This window comes from Ruegeria sp. AF8, assembly GCF_056541825.1.
Genome location: NZ_JBQFYW010000010.1, coordinates 41,162 through 60,316, shown reverse-complemented (window position 1 = coordinate 60,316; position 19,155 = coordinate 41,162). Strand labels below are relative to the sequence as shown.

The window sequence follows — 19,155 nt, the reverse complement described above, 5'->3', positions numbered from 1 at the left end:
CGCTGTCGCTTCCGACGTTCGAAACTGGCGGAACAACGCAGTTCGAGCGTTTCGCAATGATCCTTCGCGATGGGCAGGATTCGAGCGCATTCCGCCCCGCAACGAACCCTGCCGGAAACGCGGAAACAGTTCTCAACTATCTCACCAACGGCGGCTGAGATCAGCCGGCAACGCAAGCGCGTTTGTTCCCGCTTTGTGCGGGCCGTTTCATCACGTCTACTGCACAACTTTTTCGGAGGATATAGAAATGGCTTTGGATGGGTCCAAAAAGGACGTCGAAGCGCAAGCCGCGCTTGATTATCACGAATTCCCCAAGCCGGGAAAACTGGAAATACGCCCGACGAAACCCATGGCGACGGCGCGCGATCTGTCACGCGCCTACTCACCGGGTGTGGCCGAGGCGTGCACTGAGATTGCGACCGACGCGGCACTCGCTACTCGCTATACGGCCAAACGCAATCTTGTTGCCGTTATATCAAACGGCACGGCCGTCCTTGGGCTTGGCAATATCGGGGCGCAGGCGTCAAAGCCCGTGATGGAAGGTAAGGCCGTTCTGTTCAAAAAATTCGCCGGAATTGACTGCTTTGATATCGAAGTCGACGAAGCCGATCCGGAAAAACTGGCAGATTTGGTATGCCGTTTGGAACCAACTTTCGGCGCGGTGAACCTGGAAGACATCAAGGCGCCGGATTGCTTTACAGTTGAACGTCTTTGCCGCGAACGTATGGGTATTCCTGTATTTCATGACGACCAGCACGGCACTGCCATTGTGGTCGCAGCTGCCGCTCAGAATGCTCTGCGCATAGCGGGCAAAAGACCTGAGGACATCCGGATTGTGGCACTCGGCGCCGGTGCGGCCGGGGTTGCGTGCCTTACGATGCTCAACAAAATGGGCGTTCCGCTGGAGAACATGACCGTGTTCAACCGCTCAGGCGTTCTTCACCAAAACAGCGAAAACCTCGCGCCAGAACAGGCGATCTTCGCCAACGCCATTGAAGGCACGACACTGGAGCAAGCGCTGACAGGCGCGGATATGTTCCTGGGCCTGTCCGGTCCGGGTGCACTTGCCGCAGATCTGGTTCGCAAAATGGCGGACAATCCGATTATCTTTGCACTGGCAAACCCGGTGCCCGAAATCATGCCGGAAGAGGCGCGGGCAGCATCACCCGGCGCCATGATCGCGACCGGCCGTTCGGACTTTCCCAATCAGGTTAACAACGTGCTGTGTTTCCCGTTCATCTTTCGCGGGGCGCTGGACGCGGAGGCCAAGGAAATCAACGATGCAATGAAACTGGCCTGCGTCGACGCAATTGCGTCTTTGGCGCGCCAGACCACCTCGGCGGAAGTCGGCGAAGCCTACGAGGGTGAAAGGCTGACATTTGGACCGGACTATCTGATCCCCAAACCCTTTGACCCTCGGCTCTTGCCGACAATTGCCGTCGCCGTGGCAAAAGCGGCAATCGAGTCCGGGGCCGCCCGTCGCGAACTGGATTTGGATGCGTATCATCAGGCGCTGGAGGCCGAAGTTTTCAAATCATCGCTGATAATGCGCCGCGTGTTCGAAGCGGCACGAAAATCAAAGCGCCGGATCGTTTTTGCCGAGGGTGAGGATGATCGTGTTCTGCGTGCGGCGCAGGCCCTGGTGGAAGACAGCGTTGATACTCCAATCCTAATCGGTCGCCCCGATGTCATCGTTCAACGCCTTGAAAGGGCGGGAATGACCATTCGGCCAAATGTCGATTTTGAAATCGTGAACCCGGAAAATGATGACCGCTATCGTGACTATTGGCGGACTTATCACACTCAAATGCAACGCTATGGGATCACTCCGGATCTTGCCAAGGCGATCATGCGTACAAACACGACGGCAATCGCTGCAACGATGGTTCATCGCGGAGACGCGGACAGCATGGTTTGCGGCGTTGTCGGCCAATATCACTGGCACCTGAACTACGTCACTCAGATGTTGCAAACCGACAAGCTGGTGCCCGCAGGGGCATTGTCGCTGGTGATCCTTGATGACGGCCCGCTGTTTGTTGCGGATACCCACGTGAATGTCGAACAAACACCAGAGACTCTGGCCCGTACGGTCATCGCCGCCGCGCGGCACGTCCGGCGCTTTGGGTTGGAACCGCGTGTTGGGCTGTGCTCGGGCTCTCAGTTTGGCAATCTCGATTGCCGGTCCGGCCGAACCATGCGTGCGGCGCTGGAAATACTGGATCGTGAACCCCGTGACTTCGAATACGAAGGCGAAATGCACACGGACGCAGCGCTTGATCCGGAGCTGCGCGAAAGGCTCTTGCCGGGTAATCGTCTGACCGGTCGCGCAAATGTTCTGGTCTATGCCAATACGGATGCTGCCGGGGCTGCCCGAAATCTGTTGAAAAGCGCGGCAGAGGGTCTTGAGGTTGGCCCGATCCTGATGGGCATGGGCAATCGTGCCCATATCGTGACCCCGGGCGTGACGCCACGTGGATTGTTCAATATCGCGGCACTGGCTGGAACAGACGTGTCGACCTACGGCTAAGGGTATCGACTGGCTCACTCGATTGAGAACCCCCCAAAAAAGCGGCGCGCCTCGGCACGCCGCTTTTCTTTTTGCGTTCGAATTCAGCGTTTCACGTCAGATCCATCAGACGTGATCGTCATGTCCAATGGAGCCCAGACCGTGACCCGCCATACCGCCAGAAACCTCTTCCGTTGCTTCGTCCGAAAGCTCCTCGGGAAGAACCAGGTTCAGGATAATAGCGATGACCGCGGCGGGCAGGATACCCGAAGTCGCCAAAACCTTCAGCGTGCCGGGCAGGTATTGCAGAGCGCCGGGCTCAAGTTGCAAGCCCAAGCCCAGGCTCAGGGAAATTGCAAAGATCACCATGTTACGGCGGTTCCAGTTCACGTCCGACAGCATCGAGACACCCGCCGCGACCACCATTCCGAACATCACGATGACGCCGCCGCCAAGAACCTCGATCGGGATCGACGAGATAATCGCACCAATTTTCGGAACAAGGCCGCACACGATCAGGAAGAGCGCGCCGATGGTAACGACCATCCGGCTCATGACCCCGGTCATGGCGATCAAGCCAACGTTCTGACTGAACGACGTGTTCGGCAACGCGCCAAAGAGACCAGAGATCGCGGTGCCGATACCATCGGCGTAGGTTGCACCCTGAATTTCCTTGTCGGTTGCTTCACGTCCCGCGCCCCCTTTGGTGATACCGGAAACGTCCCCGACGGTTTCAACAGCCGATACAAAGGACATCGCACAGAAACCAATGATGGCCGCGACCGAGAACTCAATACCGAAATGCAACGGATTTGGCAGTGCGAACGAGGCTGCACGACCAACATTGCCCAAATTGACCTGACCAAGAGCAAAAGCCACAGCGTAACCAACGAGCAGGCCGATCAGAACAGCCGACACTGACAGCATGCCCCGCGCAAAGAACTTTAGGCCAAGCGTTACGACGATCACGATTCCGGCCATGAACCAGTTCAGGCCAGAACCATATTCTTCGGTACCGATTGCCGGCACACCACCAGCGGCATATTGGACGCCGACCTTAACCAGCGCCAAACCGATCATGGTCACCACAAGACCTGTAACCAAAGGCGGAAGCGCAAAGCGAATACGCCCAATGAACAGCCCAAGGAATGCGTGGAATAAACCACCGATGACAACACCGCCCATCAGGACGGCAATGGCATCAACGCCCTTTCCCACCACCAGCGGGATCATGATCGGGATGAAGGCAAACGACGTCCCCTGCACGATCGGCAGTCGGGCACCAACAGGCCCTACACCAATGGACTGAAACAGCGTGGCGACGCCCGCAAAGAACATCGACATCTGAATCATGTAGATCATCTGCGGAAAATCGGGGCTGTTCGAACCGAACCCAAACCCGGCCGCACCACAAACGATAATGGCTGGCGTGACGTTTGACACGAACATCGCCAGCACATGCTGAATTCCAAGTGGCACCGCCTTTACTAATGGCGGAGTGTAATTCGGATCGCGAAGTTGTTCCGGCGTTCCGATGGATGCATCTGACATTTTGTCTTTCCTCCCTTGAGGTTCGTAAACCGGCTCCTCTTCCGGCAACGCACCTCATTCCGTGATTGCAAAAGCCTCCTCGAACCAATGCTCTTCGAGGTTGGGCCCGGCTCCAATTCGGTCGACCACCGCAAAAAGTCCGGGCGCATGAAGCGGGGTCAGCACGCCATGCCAAGTGTTGCGATGATAATTCACGCCCTGCCCGGGCGCTGTTTTGAATGCGATGGGCTGTCCCGGCGTGCCGTCTTCGTCCGGGGCCACAACCACAACAAAGGGCTTATCCGACAAAGGCAGAAAGGCCTGACTGCCATCCGGGTGACGTTCAACCATTTCCAGGTTGATCGGCAGGCTAAAGGCTTCGGACTGAAACACGCTGATTCCGGCGCGCCCTTCGTGGAACTCCAGAAGGGCACGATCATGATACCGCGCGCACTTGCCCTGATTGATGAATTTGTCCACTTGGCCTGCCACTTCGATGACATCGCCAAATGGCGCAAATGCCTCTGACGTCAGGGGTCGGAGTTTCAAGGCAGTCGTCATTCCGCGAACTTTTCAATCAGACGCAATTCAGCAATCCGCTCGACCTGACGGCAGGCTTCGGCAAATTCGGTTTCCCGATCGCTGTCGATACGGCGATGAAAGGCTTCCAGAATGCTGGCTTTCGTATTGTCCTTGACCGCGATAATGAACGGAAAGCCGAACTTGGTTGTGTACGCTTCGTTCAACGAAGTGAACGTCGCGCGCTCTTCATCTGTCAGCATATCCAGACCCGCACCGGCCTGCTCCGCAGTACTTTCCTTGGTCAGGCGACCAGCCGCAGCCAACTTGCCCGCCAGGTCCGGGTGAGCGGTCAGGACGCCGAGGCGCTGCTCGGACGTGCCCGAACGGAAAACACGCGCCAAAGCGTTGTGGACACCAGAGGCATTGTCATGCGTCGGGCCCAGTTCAAGTTCATACGCACCTTCGGCAATCCACGGGCTGTGTTCAAACACCCCGCCAAATTCAGACACAAAGGTTGGTTGATCCATTTCGGACGGGGTCAGGCGTTGCATCGGTGGGTGTTCCTTTGCCCAATGGTCGGCTATCTGTTCGCGCGTCGCAAACCAGACACCGTCGTGTTTCTTGAAGTGGTCCAGCGCACGTTTCAGCGCCATGGCGCGACCTGGGCGGCCAATCAACCGGCAATGAAGTCCAATCGAAAGCATTTTCGGTGCGCCCGCCTCACCCTCGGCATAGAGCATGTCAAAGCTGTCCTTCAAATAGCTCTCGAACTGATCCCCATTGGTGAATCCGGCCTGGATCGCAAAACGCATGTCGTTGCAATCCATCGTGTAGGGCATGATCAGCTGATCCCTGCCTCCAGCTTTTACCCAATACGGCAAATCGTCGGCGTAGCTGTCGGCGATATAGGCAAAGTCGCCTTCCTCGGCGGCCAGATCGACCGTATTCATCGAGCAGCGGCCCGTGTACCAACCGCGCGGTGGCTGGCCCGTGACTTCAGTGTGCAGCCGGATTGCTTCACGGATCTGAACGCGCTCGCCCTCCGCGTCCATGTCCTTGTGTTCAATCCACTTCAACCCATGGCTGGCAATCTCCCAACCGGCATTCTTCATTGCCGCGACCTGCGCCGGTGCACGCGCCAAAGCTGTGGCAACGCCGTAAACAGTGACAGGTAAATCATGCAAAAGGTGATGCACGCGCCAGAATCCGGCGCGGCTGCCATATTCGTAGATCGACTCCATATTCCAGTGCCTCTGCCCCGGCCACGGGGCAGCACCAGTGATCTCGGACAAGAACGCCTCGGAAGCAACATCGCCGTGCAAAACGTTGTTTTCGCCACCTTCTTCATAGTTCAGTACAATCTGAACCGCGATCTTGGCATCATTGGGCCAGTTGGCTTTAGGCACTTGCCCACCATAGCCGGTCATGTCTCGTGGATAGCGCGTCACATCAATTTCCTTCTTCTTCTTTTAATCAATACCCTAGATAATCTGAGATGTTTTTCAAAAAATACAGAAAGCAGTTTCGAATAGTCAGCCTTTGCCCTTTGGGAAGAAAACAGAGTAGTAACTGAATAACTTGAGGAGTAGCGAAAATGACCGGTTACCTTACAACACATGTTCTGGATACGGCGCGGGGGTGCCCCGCCGAAGGATTGAAAATCGAGCTGTTTCGTCTCGAGCGCTCAGAACGTACTTTGCTGAAAGCTCTGGTCACCAACGACGATGGCAGGACCGATGAACAGATTCTGCCCGAAGCGGAGTTTTCAACAGGCGAATACGAGCTGATCTTCTATGCCGGAGAATACCTCGATGCCTCGGGCACCCCGCCTGAAGACCCACGTTTTCTGGACGTGATACCGATCCGCTTCGGGATGTCCAAACACATGCATTACCATGTGCCGTTGCTTCTTTCACCCTTCGGTTACTCGACTTATCGTGGCAGTTGAGCGACCTACCGAGACGTATTTGTAGCGGCAATCGATGATCCAATGCGTTCTATTACGAATTCCATGAAAAGCCGCGTTTTGGGATCCTGCATCCGGCGATGCGTAAACAGGCACGCCATCTGAACTGGTTCCGGCGGCGTTTTTTCTGCCACTGGAACCAGATTTCCAGCCTTAAGATGCTGAGCAATCTCAAATATTGGTTTTAACGCGATACCGTGACCGGCAAGCGCCCAATCTGTCAATACGTCGCCGTCGTCTGACTCGTAACGTCCAGAGACGCGAAACCGTTTTGGTCCCGTATCGGTTCTCAAAAGCCATTGAAATTCGGGCGCACCAGGAAAACGCAAATTGAGGCACTCATGCGCATCGGCGATAATATCGTCGCCACTTTCTGGCATCCCATGTTTTTTGATGTATTTCGGAGATGCACAAAGAACTCTTTCAACATCCGCAATCTTGCGAATACGCAAGTTGCTGTCCTCTGGCTGACCAAGAAAAAACGCAAGGTCCAGGCCTTCAGTCGTCAAATCCACCTTTCGGTCCGTCAGCCTTAGCCTGACATTCACGTCAGGATACTCGGCGAGAAACTTTGGCACCTGCGGCGCTATCAATCGTCGTCCGACACCCAATGGTGCCGCGACGTAAAGTGACCCTTTCAGATTTTCTGTAATGTTAACGATCTGAGCTTCAGCGCGATCAACCGCTTCAAGTATCTCAGCCGCCCCCCGATAGAAAGATTTTCCCTGCTCAGTGGGCGTGAGGCTGCGTGTAGTGCGCTGAAACAATCGCACTCCAAGATGCTCTTCCAATTGCGATATTCGCGCCGATGTCACGGCCGGTGAAACCCGCAAGTCACGGCCCGCGGCAGACATGCTGCCCAATTCGTAAACCCGGACAAAGGTTCTGATGTTATCAAGGTATGACATTTTTTTGCATTTTTTGATACTGCTTGGTCTTTACCAGCAATACCAGAACAAATCAGTCTCGCATAGAGTGGCTGAAACGATAGAATCTTAGGAGCAAAGCCATGTATGATCTGGCCGTAATGTGGGAATGGATCGCCTTTTCCGTCCGCTGGCTGCATGTGATCACCGCGATGGCGTGGATTGGGGCGTCATTCTACTTTATCGCGCTCGACCTCATGCTAAAGCCGAATCCCGCCCTACCGGACGGGGCCTACGGTGAAGAATGGGAAGTGCATGGGGGCGGGTTCTACCACACCGTCAAATATCTGGTGGCACCCGCACGGATGCCCGAGCATCTGACCTGGCACAAATGGCAGAGCTATACGACGTGGCTTTCTGGTGCGGCGCTTCTCATGATCATCTACTGGGTCGGCGGCGAGTTGTTCCTGCTTGATCCGACCAAGGTGGACCTGGCGCTTTGGCAGGGGATTTTGATCTCTGGCGGATCACTGACCATTGGTTGGCTGCTCTACGATCAGATGTGCAAATCCAATCTCAGCGAACACCCGACCGTCCTTATGCTGTTGTTGTTCGTGATCCTTGTAATCATGTCCTGGGGCTACAACCAGATTTTCACCGGACGGGCCGCGCTTTTGCATCTTGGTGCGTTTACCGCGACGATCATGACAGCCAACGTGTTCTTCCAGATCATGCCGAACCAGCGGATCGTGGTTGAAGACCTCAAGGCTGGTCGGACGCCTGACGCCAAGTACGGGAAAATCGCCAAGGTACGTTCCACGCACAACAACTATCTGACCCTGCCGGTCGTGTTCCTGATGCTGTCAAACCACTATCCGCTGGCTTTCGGCACCGAGTATTCGTGGATCATCGCCAGCCTGATCTTCCTGACTGGAGTGACCATCCGGCACTACTTCAACACAATGCATGCCACCGGAAAGGGCCCGCACTGGACCTGGGCTGTCACGGTTCTGCTTATGGTCGTAATTGCCTGGCTGTCTTCGGTAAGAAACGGTGAGACATGGGAAGACGCCGAAGCACGTGAGCTGACGCCATATGAGCAGAAATTTGCGTCAGCCGCGGGTTTCGAAGAAGCCTACGACACAGTCTTGGGCAATTGTTCAATGTGCCACGCCCGCGAACCGGTGTATGGCACCATGAAATGGGCTCCTAAGAAAGTTTACCTTGAAACACCCGGTGACGTTGCCCGCCAGGCCGACCAGATTTATCTGCAGGCCGGGATCAGCCACGCGATGCCCCCCCCTTTTGCGGTTCAAATGGATGAAGAAGCGCGCCAGACAATTGTCGCATGGGTGAACGAAGTCAGGGACCAATAGCACCAGCTGACAATATGGTTACAGATGAACTCGGCTTTCACGCCCAGTTTTGTCTGTTTCTCAGCCCGGCACGAAAAAGCGTTTGCTGTGCTGCGCGATATGTTCGACGAACAGGCGCACTTTGGGATCCTGAAGCTTTTTATGCGGGTAAAGACACCCGAAAATCGTGGGCACCGGGGGCGTCTTTGGCAGGACTTCGACCAGCCGCCCATTCTCAAGATATTCTCTCACGTCAAAGCGTGGTTTGTTCACGATCCCCTTGCCCGCAAGGGCCCAATCCGTCAGCACGTCACCATCATCGGCGTCGTACTTGCCACGAACCTCCAGCTTTCGTGGGCCCATATCGGTGTTGAGGGTCCAGAAGTATTCGGGTGATCTGGGATACCGCAACAAAAGGCAGTTGTGGGGGTTATGCAGCAGGTCATCCGGCGTATTAGGCACACCGTAGTTCGACAGGTATTCCGGCGACGCGCACAGAACACGATCACAATCCGCGAACTTCCGCAGTTTCATTGTGGAGTCGCCGGGCTCTCCGATAAAGAACGCGATGTCCAGCCCGTCGGCCAGAATGTCCACCTTGCGGTCGGACAGACGCATGCGAATCTCTGTCTCCGGGTAGCGATCCGAGAATTCCGGGACCAAAGGGGCAACGATTCTTCGCCCTACGCCCAATGGCGCAGTGATGCGGATGGCCCCTCGGGGTGCGTCGGAAAAGCTGGCGACACGCGCTTCGGCATGGTCAATCGCCAGCAGAACGGCCTTGGCCTCATCATAAAAAACCGATCCGACTTCGGTAGGGGTCATCGACCGTGTCGTTCTGTTGAACAGCCGCACGCCCAAATGGTTTTCAAGCTCTTTCAACCGTTTGCTGGCCACGGCCGGGGTCAATCGCAGGTCGCGCCCGCCGGACGTAATGCTGCCCAGCTCCATCACTCTGACAAAAACACGTAGGCTTTCGATGTACGACATTCGATCCTCTCCTCGCGGAAAGACTGCGCCACGACATTTTCTTTTTCAACGTTCTGTTGAAAGTATTTGCCGTTTCCGGCGATTTTAAGACTCAATCGTTGCTTCTATGCTTTCTCCGACCACCCACCTGAAAGGCAGGGTCAGAGGGAGAATACCATGACGCATCGCACCGACATCCGATTTGTCCTGAATGGCAAGGATGTGTCCGTACCAAACGTATCAGCAGACCAGACGCTTCTGGATTTCCTGCGGTTGGAGCGTCGGCTGACAGGCACAAAAGAAGGCTGCGCAGAAGGCGACTGTGGCGCATGCACCGTACTTGTCGGACGGCTTGGCGACGCTGGCCTGACCTACATTCCGGTGAATGCCTGCATCCGGTTTCTTGCCTCCGTCAATGGTTGTCATGTCGTAACAGTCGAACACCTGTCCGGCCCCGATGGTCGTCTGCACCCGGTTCAGCAGGCGATGATCGACCATCACGGCAGCCAGTGCGGGTTCTGCACGCCGGGCTTCGTCATGGCGCTTTATGCGCTTTGGATGCAAACGCCTGAGCCGACCGAGGCGCAGGTTGAGACTGCATTGCAGGGTAACCTGTGCCGCTGCACCGGGTATGAACCCATCATTCGCGCCGCCGTTGCTGTCAGCCGCTATGGCACCCCGGCGTCGGACCATCTGAACACCGAACGTGAATCCATGACCGCGCGTCTGGCCGCACTTACGGATGGGCGTCGCGTTGTATCCGGACCAGAGGATAACCTGAGCATCATCCCGTCCAGCGTTGATGATCTTGCCGAGTGTCTGCAGACCTATCCCAATGCCACAATCGTAGCCGGAGCCACGGATGTGGGCCTTTGGGTCACCAAATTCCTGCGCAACATCGGGCCTGCCATCTTCACTGGTCACCTCGAAGACCTGAAAACCGTCGAAAGACAGGGTTCCCTCCTCCTCATCGGTGCTGGCGCCAGCTACACCGATTGCCAGGAACTCCTGTCTGAACACCTGCCACACCTGTCCTCCTACTGGGATCGCATCGCAGGGTGGCAGGTGCGTAATATGGGAACCGTCGGCGGGAATATCGCCAATGGCTCCCCTATCGGGGACACACCGCCTGTTCTTATCGCACTTGGTGCGGAAATCACGCTGCGGCGCGGTTCCGAAAGCCGGACACTGCCTTTGAGTGATTTCTTCATCGACTATGGCAAGCAGGACCGCCAACCCGACGAGTTTGTCGCAAGTATCCATGTACCCCTGCCCGGGCCCAACGACCTGGATGCGGCTTACAAGATTTCCAAGCGTCGTGACGAAGACATCTCGTCGGTGGCTGCCGGCATCCACATGACCGTCACAGATGGCACCATCAGCGATGCGCGCATCGCATGCGGCGGCATGGCGGCCACGCCAAAGCGCGCGTCGACAGCCGAGGCGGCGCTGAACGGTCAACCTTGGGCACGCGAAAGCTTTGAAGCCGCCGCCGTGGCGCTGGCACAAGATTTCTCTCCCCTGACCGATTGGCGTGCCTCGTCTGACTACCGAATGCTGACCGCGCAAAACCTGCTGCGTCGGTTCTTCCTTGAAAAAGACGCCCAGGCCGACACCCCCATTCAACTGGCTTGTGCCTAATCAGGAGACGAAAACATGAAAGATAACGTTTCCATCATTGGATCGGCCCACTCCAACGTAAACCATGACAGCGCGATCAAGCACGTCACTGGTCAGGCCGATTACACCGACGACATTGCGCTTCCGGAAGGCGCGCTGCACGCGTATCTCGGCGTCTCTGACGTCGCGCATGCCAGGCTTCTGGGCATTGATTTCTCAGATGTTCTGGCCACGCCCGGAGTCGTCGGCGTTCTGACCGCAGACGACGTGCCAGGGGTCAACGATATCAGCCCGACACATTTGAACGACGAGCCGGTTTTCCCGACCGATGCCATTCAGTTTCACGGCCAGCCTTTGTTTGCCGTGGTTGCCGAAACCCGTGACATTGCGCGCCGTGCCGCAGAGCTGGCAAAGATCGAATACGAAACCCTGCCCCACGCGCTGGACCCCATCGCCGCGCAAGAAGCCGGATACCCGCATGTCACAGCCCCCCTCAAGCTGGAGCGCGGCGACGTCGCCCAGGCGCAGGCTGCTGCACCCAATCGGATCAAAGGTCGCATGAATGTTGGTGGTCAGGACCATATGTACCTCGAAGGCCACATCGCCTTCGCCATTCCTGGCGAAGACGATGATGTGATCGTGCATTGCTCCACCCAGCACCCGTCCGAGGCGCAGCATATGGTGGCGCATGTCCTAGGCGTGCCGTCCAACGCCGTTGTGGTCAACGTGCGCCGCATGGGTGGTGGATTTGGCGGCAAGGAAAGCCAGATGAACCTGTTCTGCGCTGTTGCGGCCATGGCTGCTAAAAAGTGGAACCGCGCCGTGAAAATCCGCCCCGACCGGGATCAGGATATGACGGCAACCGGCAAACGCCATGACTTCGTGATCGACTATGACGTCGCCTTTGACGACGATGGCCGTATTCAGGCGGTCGAAGGCAGCTTTGCCGCGCGCTGCGGGTTCTCGGCGGATCTTTCGGGCCCTGTGACCGACCGGGCGCTCTTTCACGCAGACAATGCCTATTTCTATCCGAACGTCCGACTGAACAGCCATCCGATGAAAACCAACACGGTGTCGAATACCGCGTTTCGTGGGTTTGGCGGGCCGCAAGGCGTGATCGCCGCTGAAAGGATGATCGAAGAGATTGCTTATGCCACGGGTCAAGATCCGCTGGACGTGCGCAAGGCCAATTTCTACGGCACCGAAGACCGCAACGTGACCCCGTATCACCAGGTGGTCGAAGACAGCATCCTCGACCGGTTGATCGGAGAGCTGGAAGAAACATCGGAATACCGCCAGCGCCGTCAGGACATCATCGAATTCAACAAGACATCGCCGATCCTGAAAAAAGGTATTGCGCTAACACCGGTCAAGTTCGGCATTTCCTTTACCGCGACCTGGTACAATCAGGCGGGCGCTCTGGTGCATGTGTACAATGACGGCTCGATCCATCTGAACCATGGCGGCACCGAAATGGGACAGGGCCTCAACACCAAGGTCGCGCAGGTTGTCGCCGAAGCCTTCCAAGTCGATTTCGACCGGATCAAAATCACCAAGACGACCACCGAGAAAGTTCCCAACACCTCGGCCACTGCAGCCTCCAGCGGGACCGATCTGAACGGCATGGCCGCGCTGAATGCGGTCGAACAGATCAAAGCACGCCTGGTGAAATTCGCATCTGAGACCTGGGATGTCGCCCCTGAGGAAGTGGCCTTCCACGCCAATCAAGTGCATATCGGCCAAGAGGTTCTGCCCTTCGACGCGTTCATCAAGCAAGCCTATCTGGCGCGCGTGCAACTGTCGGCGGCCGGGTTCTACAAAACCCCGAAAATCCACTGGGACCGGGCCAAGGGACAAGGCCGCCCATTCTACTACTACGCCTACGGGGCGTCGTGTTCGGAAGTGACGATTGACACCCTGACTGGTGAGTACCGCGTGGACCGTACGGATGTGCTGCACGACGTGGGACGATCGCTGAACCCTGTACTCGACAAGGGTCAGGTTGAGGGTGCCTTTATTCAAGGCATGGGTTGGCTGACCACCGAAGAGCTTTGGTGGGACGACTCTGGCCGTCTGCGCACCCATGCGCCGTCGACCTACAAGATCCCACTGGCGTCCGACCGCCCACGCATCTTCAACGTGAACCTCGCCGATTGGTCGGAAAACCGCGAGTTGACCATTAAGCGCTCCAAGGCCGTCGGTGAGCCGCCGTTCATGCTGGGCATTTCGGTATTCGAAGCCCTGTCGATGGCCGTGGCCTCTGTCACCGACTACCGCGAATGCCCGCGCCTTGACGCGCCGGCCACCCCAGAGCGTGTTCTGATGGCCGTCACGCGGCTGCAGGCGGGACCTTGAGCCATGGCTGTCCCAGGCACTTTGAAAGAATTTCTGGCCGCACAGCACAGCGTAATCCGCGTTGCGCTGACACGCGTGCGCGGGTCGTCGCCGCGCAACGAAGGAACTGAGATGTTCGTGACGCCCGGCGCGTTGTGGGGAACCATTGGCGGTGGTCAATTGGAGTTCTTGGCCATCAACGCCGCGCGCGACATGCTGCGCGACGGGGTGTTGCATCAGGATATGGATGTTCCGCTCGGCCCGGAAATCGGGCAATGCTGCGGCGGGCGGGTCGAAATGCAACTGACCCGCATGCGTGCATCGGACAAATGGGCCGCAACAGAACGAGCGGCCTTGCGCAAAGAGGCTTTGCCGCATGTCTATGTCATGGGTGCGGGGCACGTGGGGCGCGCTCTGGCCAATCAGCTTCAGCACCTGCCGGTGCGCTGCATCCTTGTCGATACCCGACCCGAAGAGGTTGAACTTTGCACTTCAAATGTTGAAACCCGGGTCAGCGCGATCCCCGAGGCCGACATCTGGAGCGCGCCAGCGGGCAGTGCCTTTATCGTCCTGACCCATGATCACGGACTGGATTTTCTGCTGGCATCCGCTGCACTGGAACGCCAGGACGCCGCCTACGTGGGGATGATTGGATCCGCCACCAAGCGGGTAAAGCTCAGGAACTGGGCCCACAAAAACTGTGACGGACAGTCCATTGAACACTTGAAATGTCCCATTGGGGCAAGCGGTAGCCGCGACAAGCGGCCCAGCGTCATCGCCGCCTTCGTGGTGGCCGAGGTGATGGCTGAATTGACCTCTGAAACTGCCGCGACCGCCCCGATCGGGGCAAACCAGGCGCCCCTGCAGGGCCACCATCACGACCGGAGAGGGAGATCGGCCTGACATCTGTCGGGCCATTCCAGTCACATCAGAGGAGGAGACCGTCATGGACGGGAGGACCTACGAATACAAGCTGTTTACCCGCAGCGACTTCAGCGCTTTCTGGGCGCTGTTCACTGATAACCTTGTGAACTTGCTGATCCTGTCAGGGGTCTGCCAGTTCGTGTTTCAAATGCCAGCCGAAATTGTCTTTGGCCGCATCGTCCCCGGTGCCGCCATTGCGATCCTGGCCGGTGTCGCGGTATACACATTTCTCGCCAGATGGGCGGCGAACAAACAGGGCAAGGATGTTACCGCCCTGCCCTATGGCATCTCGACGCCGGTTATGTTCGTCTACCTGTTCGGTGTGATCGGACCCATCTATTGGACGACCAATGATCCAATGCTTGCGTGGCAAGTGGGCATCGGCGCCGGTTTCATGGGCGGCATCGTTGCGGCCCTGGGCGCTATCGTTGGGCCATACCTCAAGCGGATCACGCCGCGCGCCGGTATGCTGGGCACGCTTTGCGGTATCGCTTTGGTTTTCATCGGCTCCGTGCCACTGGCAGAAGTATTCGAGAACCCCATCATCGGCTTTACCTCGCTGCTGTTTATCCTTTGGGGTCTGATCGGTCGCTTCCGCCTTCCGCGCAATGTGCCGGCCGGTCTTGTCGCGATTGCAGCCGGTACCGTGATTGCCCTTATCCTCGGCGAATCCAAAATCGACGTAAGCGGTATCGGCTTCTACCCGCCAATCCCCTATATCGGTGATCTCATCGCCGGTGTGCAGTACCTGTTCGCCAACCCCGAGCTGTTTCTGGTGCTGATCCCGGTACAGATCTACAACTTCATCGAAACTATGAACAATGTGGAATCGGCCGAGGCTGCAGGCGACCACTACCCGGTCGGGCTGTGTCAGGTAACAGATGGCGCGGGCACGATGCTGGGTGCACTTTTTGGTTCGCCCTTCCCGACAACCGTTTACATTGGTCACCCGGCATATAAGCGGCTTGATGCGCATGCAGGCTACATCGTTGGTGTGGCTGTCGTGATCGCCGCCGCCGCTTTCCTGGGCTTCCTGTCCTTCCTTGCGGGCCTGATCCCAATCGCTGCCGCTGCACCCGTGCTGGTCTTTGTTTCGGTGAGCCTGATCACCAACACGGCCTGGGCTGTGAAGCCTATGCATATGGCCGCGGTATCCTTTGCGATCCTGCCCCACATCTCGGCATTCCTGATGGTCAAGTGGGGGTCTTTGATGAACGCGCTGCGCAGCAGTGGTGTCGAAGGGTTGCCTTCTTTGGGCGATGAAGGTCTGACAGCAGCCCTTCTCATGGAAGGTGCCCATTACGAAGGACATCTTGCTCTGAGCCAAGGTGCGATCATCACCGGTCTGGTCTGGGGTGCCATCGTGGCCGACGTAATCGATGGTCGCTTCCGCATGGCAGGGGCGTTTGCCGTCGCAGGCGGGCTGATGTCGTCCGTGGGGATCATCCACTCCTATACGCTGCAGATGCCTCAGTTCGACGGGATTACCATCGGCTACTTGATCATTGGCGCGTTCCTCTACATCTATCCGATGTTCGCATCCAAAGAGGATCTCGAGCATCGTGTGATCGTACCGGATGAACCCGATCTGATCGACGACGACTCGCCTGCACTACAGGCCTGATCGATAGCGGGGCAGTCGCATGGCTGCCCCCTATTCTTTCTCTACCTTACGTACGAGATCTTCCATAACACAGAGATTGCTTCGCGGTCGTCTGCTGACCTTTTATCGTGAGCCCCAGAGCGGCAAAGATTCCGGCGCATATACTTATCTTGAGGACGGCGCCCGGCACCGTAAGATTAATCGATCTGGCCGAATATTTTGGACTGATCGCGAATTTCACGCGGCTTCGAGTTGAGCTATCTCATGCCAAACTGCCGCGGCGGCGGTACGGAGCTCGCGAAAATCTGCGGATGTCATCTCGTGGCGCGGCAGGTGAAACAGAATGGCAATCGGATCATGAACGGCAAGGAAACGCTGCAGCTGCCTTGGTGATTTGAAGCGGTAATCGGCCCAGACCGCGTAAGAATTGACAGAGCGAGGGAAGCGGCAACCCTTCAGACGGGATTCGGACGCGTGGCTGGTTATGTAGGCGCGCTACGCGGATGATTGCGGTAGGTCAACAACTTGACGATGCCCAAATTGTTATCGAGTGTCGGCCAACGATTTGGCTTTTTCATACTCTTCCAACAACGGCTGCATCATTTTTGGATCGTAAATTACCCTTTCCAGCCACTCTCTAAGTGGGAACGTCACGCCTTCGGCAATCAGGGCAGCAAGGCCTTCGAGTATTTCAGTTTCCACTTCGAATTGCTCAAGCGCAGCGTGTCCAGCAGCCTGATAGACCATCATATGTGGTCCGAAGGGCCCGCCAAGGTCCAGATTCTCCTGAAGGGTTTCCAAGCTGTCCTGATAGCGGCCCGCATGGAATTGAGACGCCCCAAGCATATTTCTGTATGGACGTCGGATATTAAGCGGGTCCAGGCTCAGCGATCGTTTCAGCGGCGTGATGGCCTGTTCCGGCCGGCCACCATATAACAAAAACATGCCAAGATACGCCTGGGCCAGGCTGGAGCTTGGCTCTTGTTCGACAGCACGCGTACCATATTCAATCGCCGGTTGCGGATTGCCCATTAAGATCTCGAGAATCCCCAAAGTCAAAAGGGCGCGAATATTTGCCGGGTCCATTTCCAGTGCGGTATCGGCGTAATGCCTGATCAGATCGCGCGATTCATCCGTATTCGGAGCCAGCCCAAACCAAGTGCGGTGAGATTTAGCAAACGCCAGCCCCGCATGCCCGTGCGGGGCGTCTGGCTCAAGCCTGACCACACGCTGCAACAAGGCTTGTGCTGCGTCGAACCTCGCAGGATCGCTTGGTGGGTGAATGATATCTAACGCTTGCTGATAGAGGATTTTGGCATCCCGGCGCGTCCAGCGATCCTCTTGTGTTTCGAACACGGGGGTTGATGGAAGATCCTGTCGAGGTTTCCAGGTCCAGCTTTGCGGGCATTGTTACATTCATCTGGGAGGGTGTGCGCCACATACTCGAAGGCATCGACCACGTACTCTTTGTCATTTGCCTTGTAATCGGCGCCCCTGAGTTCCGCGCGCTCCTCTGGCGTGTCACCGGATTCACCGTCGGGCACAGTGTGACGCTTTCGCTTGGTTTCTTCGGCTATGTTCCATCCGGCGCATGGTTTGTCCCATTGGTAGAAACAGGGATTGCGCTCTCAATCATTTACGCTGCTGTTCTGGCGGTCAAACGAGACAAATCGGGACCAAGCTCCAACAGAAAGGTTTTTTGGTGACGGTCATGATGGGGCTGCTCCACGGCCTGGGCTTCAGTTTCGTGCTGCATGAAATTCTGCAAGTGACGTCGCCCAATATCTGGCAGAGCCTATTGGCGTTCAACGTGGGCGTCGAAGTCGGGCAGCTTGCGATTGTTTTGGTGACCTGGCCGCTACTGGCCGTGTTCGCAAGGCTCGGCCCAAACCCGGAGTTGACGTTGCGGCTGTCGATTTCAATTGGGTGCGGTGCCGTCGCAAGTTGGTGGACTTTAGAGCGTGGTAGAACTTTTTTAGAGATACTCGCAAGCTAACCAAGAGCACTCGGTTCCGCACAAGAAACTCCGGCCGTCACTACTCTTTTACCAGACTCTTGAAAGTCTGCTTTCACAGTCGGGACAGAGTACTTTCGCGGATACCCAGACTCGTCCGCAGTCTGCCGACGACATCGGCTCTGCGCCACATGGCGGACCAAGCTCGTTCGACAGATTAGTAGATGCAATGCCGGGCAACCGAGCGTCCTCCACCACCAATTTTTCATTAGCATGCTAATGTTAAAATCAGAGAGGAGGGCAGTTTTTCAAAAGAGAGATTCCGCCGTCACGGATTACCAGATCGCGTGACTCGATGGCCTATCTAAGTATCAGGTTTTGCTTATTTTTTTGAGGATGTGGATCAGGTCTTTGCGTTCTTTTTGCGTAAGCGGTCCGAGCGTTTCATCGGAAATCCGGAACCCGGCCTCCCACAATTCCGGCTTAATATTCTCGTACTCTTCCGCGATTGACAGCAACGCGCGGCGTTTATCCTTCGAATCGGGTTTTACCTGGACAAATCCCTTCTTTCGCAGGCGGTCGATCACCCCTTTAATGGTTGCAACGTCCATTGCAGTCCGGCGCCCAAGCTCGTTTTGTGAACACTCTCCCAATTCCGCCAGGCGGGCGAGCGCAGCGAATTGCGTGGGTGTAAGGCCGAACGGTGCTTTATCCTGAAAGATGGCTGCGTGCCTCTGGCCCGCAAGACGAAGCAGGAATCCTACCTGTTCTTCCAACCTGTAGAGTCTTGCAGTTGCGTCGGTTTGGTCCACATTGTTTGACACGTTTTTCTTTTCCTTTGGTCACAGGAACAAACGGTAAAAGCCGTTCGCAGGCGGTGGCAGGAATTCGTTGCGAGCTGGCCAAGACACAGATTCCTATCTTTGAGCCGATCAGTGCTACTGCTGGATGCCTCCCCTCCAATAAAGCATCTTTTTATGGAAACTCAAGCTTGCAGCTTTTGTGA

The 19,155-nt window shown here is 56.6% G+C and carries 14 protein-coding genes and 1 pseudogene; 8 read left to right on the top strand and 7 right to left on the bottom strand.

All coding sequences use genetic code 11. The features are described from left to right. Positions 1 to 247 precede the first annotated feature (247 nt). Positions 248 to 2,527 (top strand): NADP-dependent malic enzyme, encoded by a 2,280-nt coding sequence (locus tag ACR0AO_RS16015; RefSeq protein ID WP_480605336.1) that lies wholly within the window; start codon positions 248 to 250, stop codon positions 2,525 to 2,527. A 105-nt stretch (positions 2,528 to 2,632) separates the two neighbouring features. Here the strand turns inward: ACR0AO_RS16015 and ACR0AO_RS16010 are convergent, their stop codons facing one another. Genes ACR0AO_RS16010 through puuE form a run of 3 tightly spaced genes read right to left on the bottom strand, consistent with a single transcriptional unit; the run spans position 2,633 to position 6,006 of the window. Beyond that, the gene (locus ACR0AO_RS16010; RefSeq protein WP_480605331.1) at positions 2,633 to 4,057 is read right to left on the bottom strand and encodes a uracil-xanthine permease family protein; all 1,425 of its coding nucleotides are present in this window, start codon (positions 4,055 to 4,057) and stop codon (positions 2,633 to 2,635) included. Between the two features lie 54 nt (positions 4,058 to 4,111). Further along, positions 4,112 to 4,597, bottom strand: coding sequence for an ureidoglycolate lyase (locus ACR0AO_RS16005; RefSeq protein ID WP_480605327.1), 486 nt, complete (start codon positions 4,595 to 4,597; stop codon positions 4,112 to 4,114). Then, positions 4,594 to 6,006, bottom strand: coding sequence for an allantoinase PuuE (gene puuE, locus ACR0AO_RS16000; protein WP_480605324.1), 1,413 nt, complete (start codon positions 6,004 to 6,006; stop codon positions 4,594 to 4,596). Before puuE ends, ACR0AO_RS16005 begins: the two co-directional genes overlap by 4 nt. 146 nt (positions 6,007 to 6,152) lie before the next feature. On the opposite strand from puuE, the gene uraH reads away from it, so the two are divergent. Continuing rightward, positions 6,153 to 6,506: a hydroxyisourate hydrolase gene (uraH, locus tag ACR0AO_RS15995; protein ID WP_480605320.1), complete on the top strand. Its 354-nt coding sequence runs from the start codon at positions 6,153 to 6,155 to the stop codon at positions 6,504 to 6,506. Between the two features lie 5 nt (positions 6,507 to 6,511). Here uraH and ACR0AO_RS15990 read toward each other — a convergent pair whose 3' ends face one another. Next, positions 6,512 to 7,432 carry a LysR family transcriptional regulator gene (locus ACR0AO_RS15990; RefSeq protein ID WP_480605315.1) on the bottom strand — a complete coding sequence of 307 codons (921 nt, stop codon included), beginning with the start codon at positions 7,430 to 7,432 and terminating at the stop codon, positions 6,512 to 6,514. A gap of 101 nt (positions 7,433 to 7,533) precedes the next feature. On the opposite strand from ACR0AO_RS15990, the gene ACR0AO_RS15985 reads away from it, so the two are divergent. Then, positions 7,534 to 8,766, top strand: a complete 1,233-nt coding sequence (locus ACR0AO_RS15985; protein WP_480605314.1) for a urate hydroxylase PuuD — start codon at positions 7,534 to 7,536, stop codon at positions 8,764 to 8,766. A gap of 60 nt (positions 8,767 to 8,826) precedes the next feature. Here ACR0AO_RS15985 and ACR0AO_RS15980 read toward each other — a convergent pair whose 3' ends face one another. Continuing rightward, entirely contained in the window at positions 8,827 to 9,735 is a 909-nt protein-coding gene (locus ACR0AO_RS15980; RefSeq protein ID WP_480605312.1) for a LysR family transcriptional regulator, read from the bottom strand. A 156-nt stretch (positions 9,736 to 9,891) separates the two neighbouring features. Here ACR0AO_RS15980 and xdhA point away from each other — a divergent pair, with 156 nt between their 5' ends. Genes xdhA through ACR0AO_RS15960 form a run of 4 tightly spaced genes read left to right on the top strand, consistent with a single transcriptional unit; the run spans position 9,892 to position 16,216 of the window. After that, a complete protein-coding gene (gene xdhA / locus ACR0AO_RS15975; RefSeq protein WP_480605310.1) occupies positions 9,892 to 11,355 on the top strand; it encodes a xanthine dehydrogenase small subunit in 1,464 nt (487 codons plus the stop codon). A 15-nt stretch (positions 11,356 to 11,370) separates the two neighbouring features. Further along, entirely contained in the window at positions 11,371 to 13,689 is a 2,319-nt protein-coding gene (gene xdhB, locus ACR0AO_RS15970) for a xanthine dehydrogenase molybdopterin binding subunit (RefSeq protein ID WP_480605308.1), read from the top strand. 3 nt (positions 13,690 to 13,692) lie between these two features. After that, a complete protein-coding gene (gene xdhC, locus ACR0AO_RS15965) occupies positions 13,693 to 14,571 on the top strand; it encodes a xanthine dehydrogenase accessory protein XdhC (RefSeq protein ID WP_480605306.1) in 879 nt (292 codons plus the stop codon). Positions 14,572 to 14,614: 43 nt separating this feature from the next. After that, positions 14,615 to 16,216 carry a xanthine/uracil/vitamin C permease gene (locus ACR0AO_RS15960; protein ID WP_480605304.1) on the top strand — a complete coding sequence of 534 codons (1,602 nt, stop codon included), beginning with the start codon at positions 14,615 to 14,617 and terminating at the stop codon, positions 16,214 to 16,216. A 522-nt stretch (positions 16,217 to 16,738) separates the two neighbouring features. On the opposite strand, the gene ACR0AO_RS15955 is transcribed toward ACR0AO_RS15960, so the two are convergent. Next, positions 16,739 to 17,551 carry a tetratricopeptide repeat protein gene (locus tag ACR0AO_RS15955; protein ID WP_480605302.1) on the bottom strand — a complete coding sequence of 271 codons (813 nt, stop codon included), beginning with the start codon at positions 17,549 to 17,551 and terminating at the stop codon, positions 16,739 to 16,741. A gap of 8 nt (positions 17,552 to 17,559) precedes the next feature. On the opposite strand from ACR0AO_RS15955, the pseudogene ACR0AO_RS15950 reads away from it, so the two are divergent. Further along, positions 17,560 to 18,191: pseudogene (locus tag ACR0AO_RS15950) on the top strand (HupE/UreJ family protein). Between the two features lie 329 nt (positions 18,192 to 18,520). On the opposite strand, the gene ACR0AO_RS15945 reads toward ACR0AO_RS15950, so the two are convergent. Further along, complete coding sequence (locus tag ACR0AO_RS15945; RefSeq protein ID WP_480605300.1) at positions 18,521 to 18,973, bottom strand: MarR family winged helix-turn-helix transcriptional regulator; 453 nt, start codon at positions 18,971 to 18,973, stop codon at positions 18,521 to 18,523. Between the last annotated feature and the right edge of the window lie 182 nt (positions 18,974 to 19,155).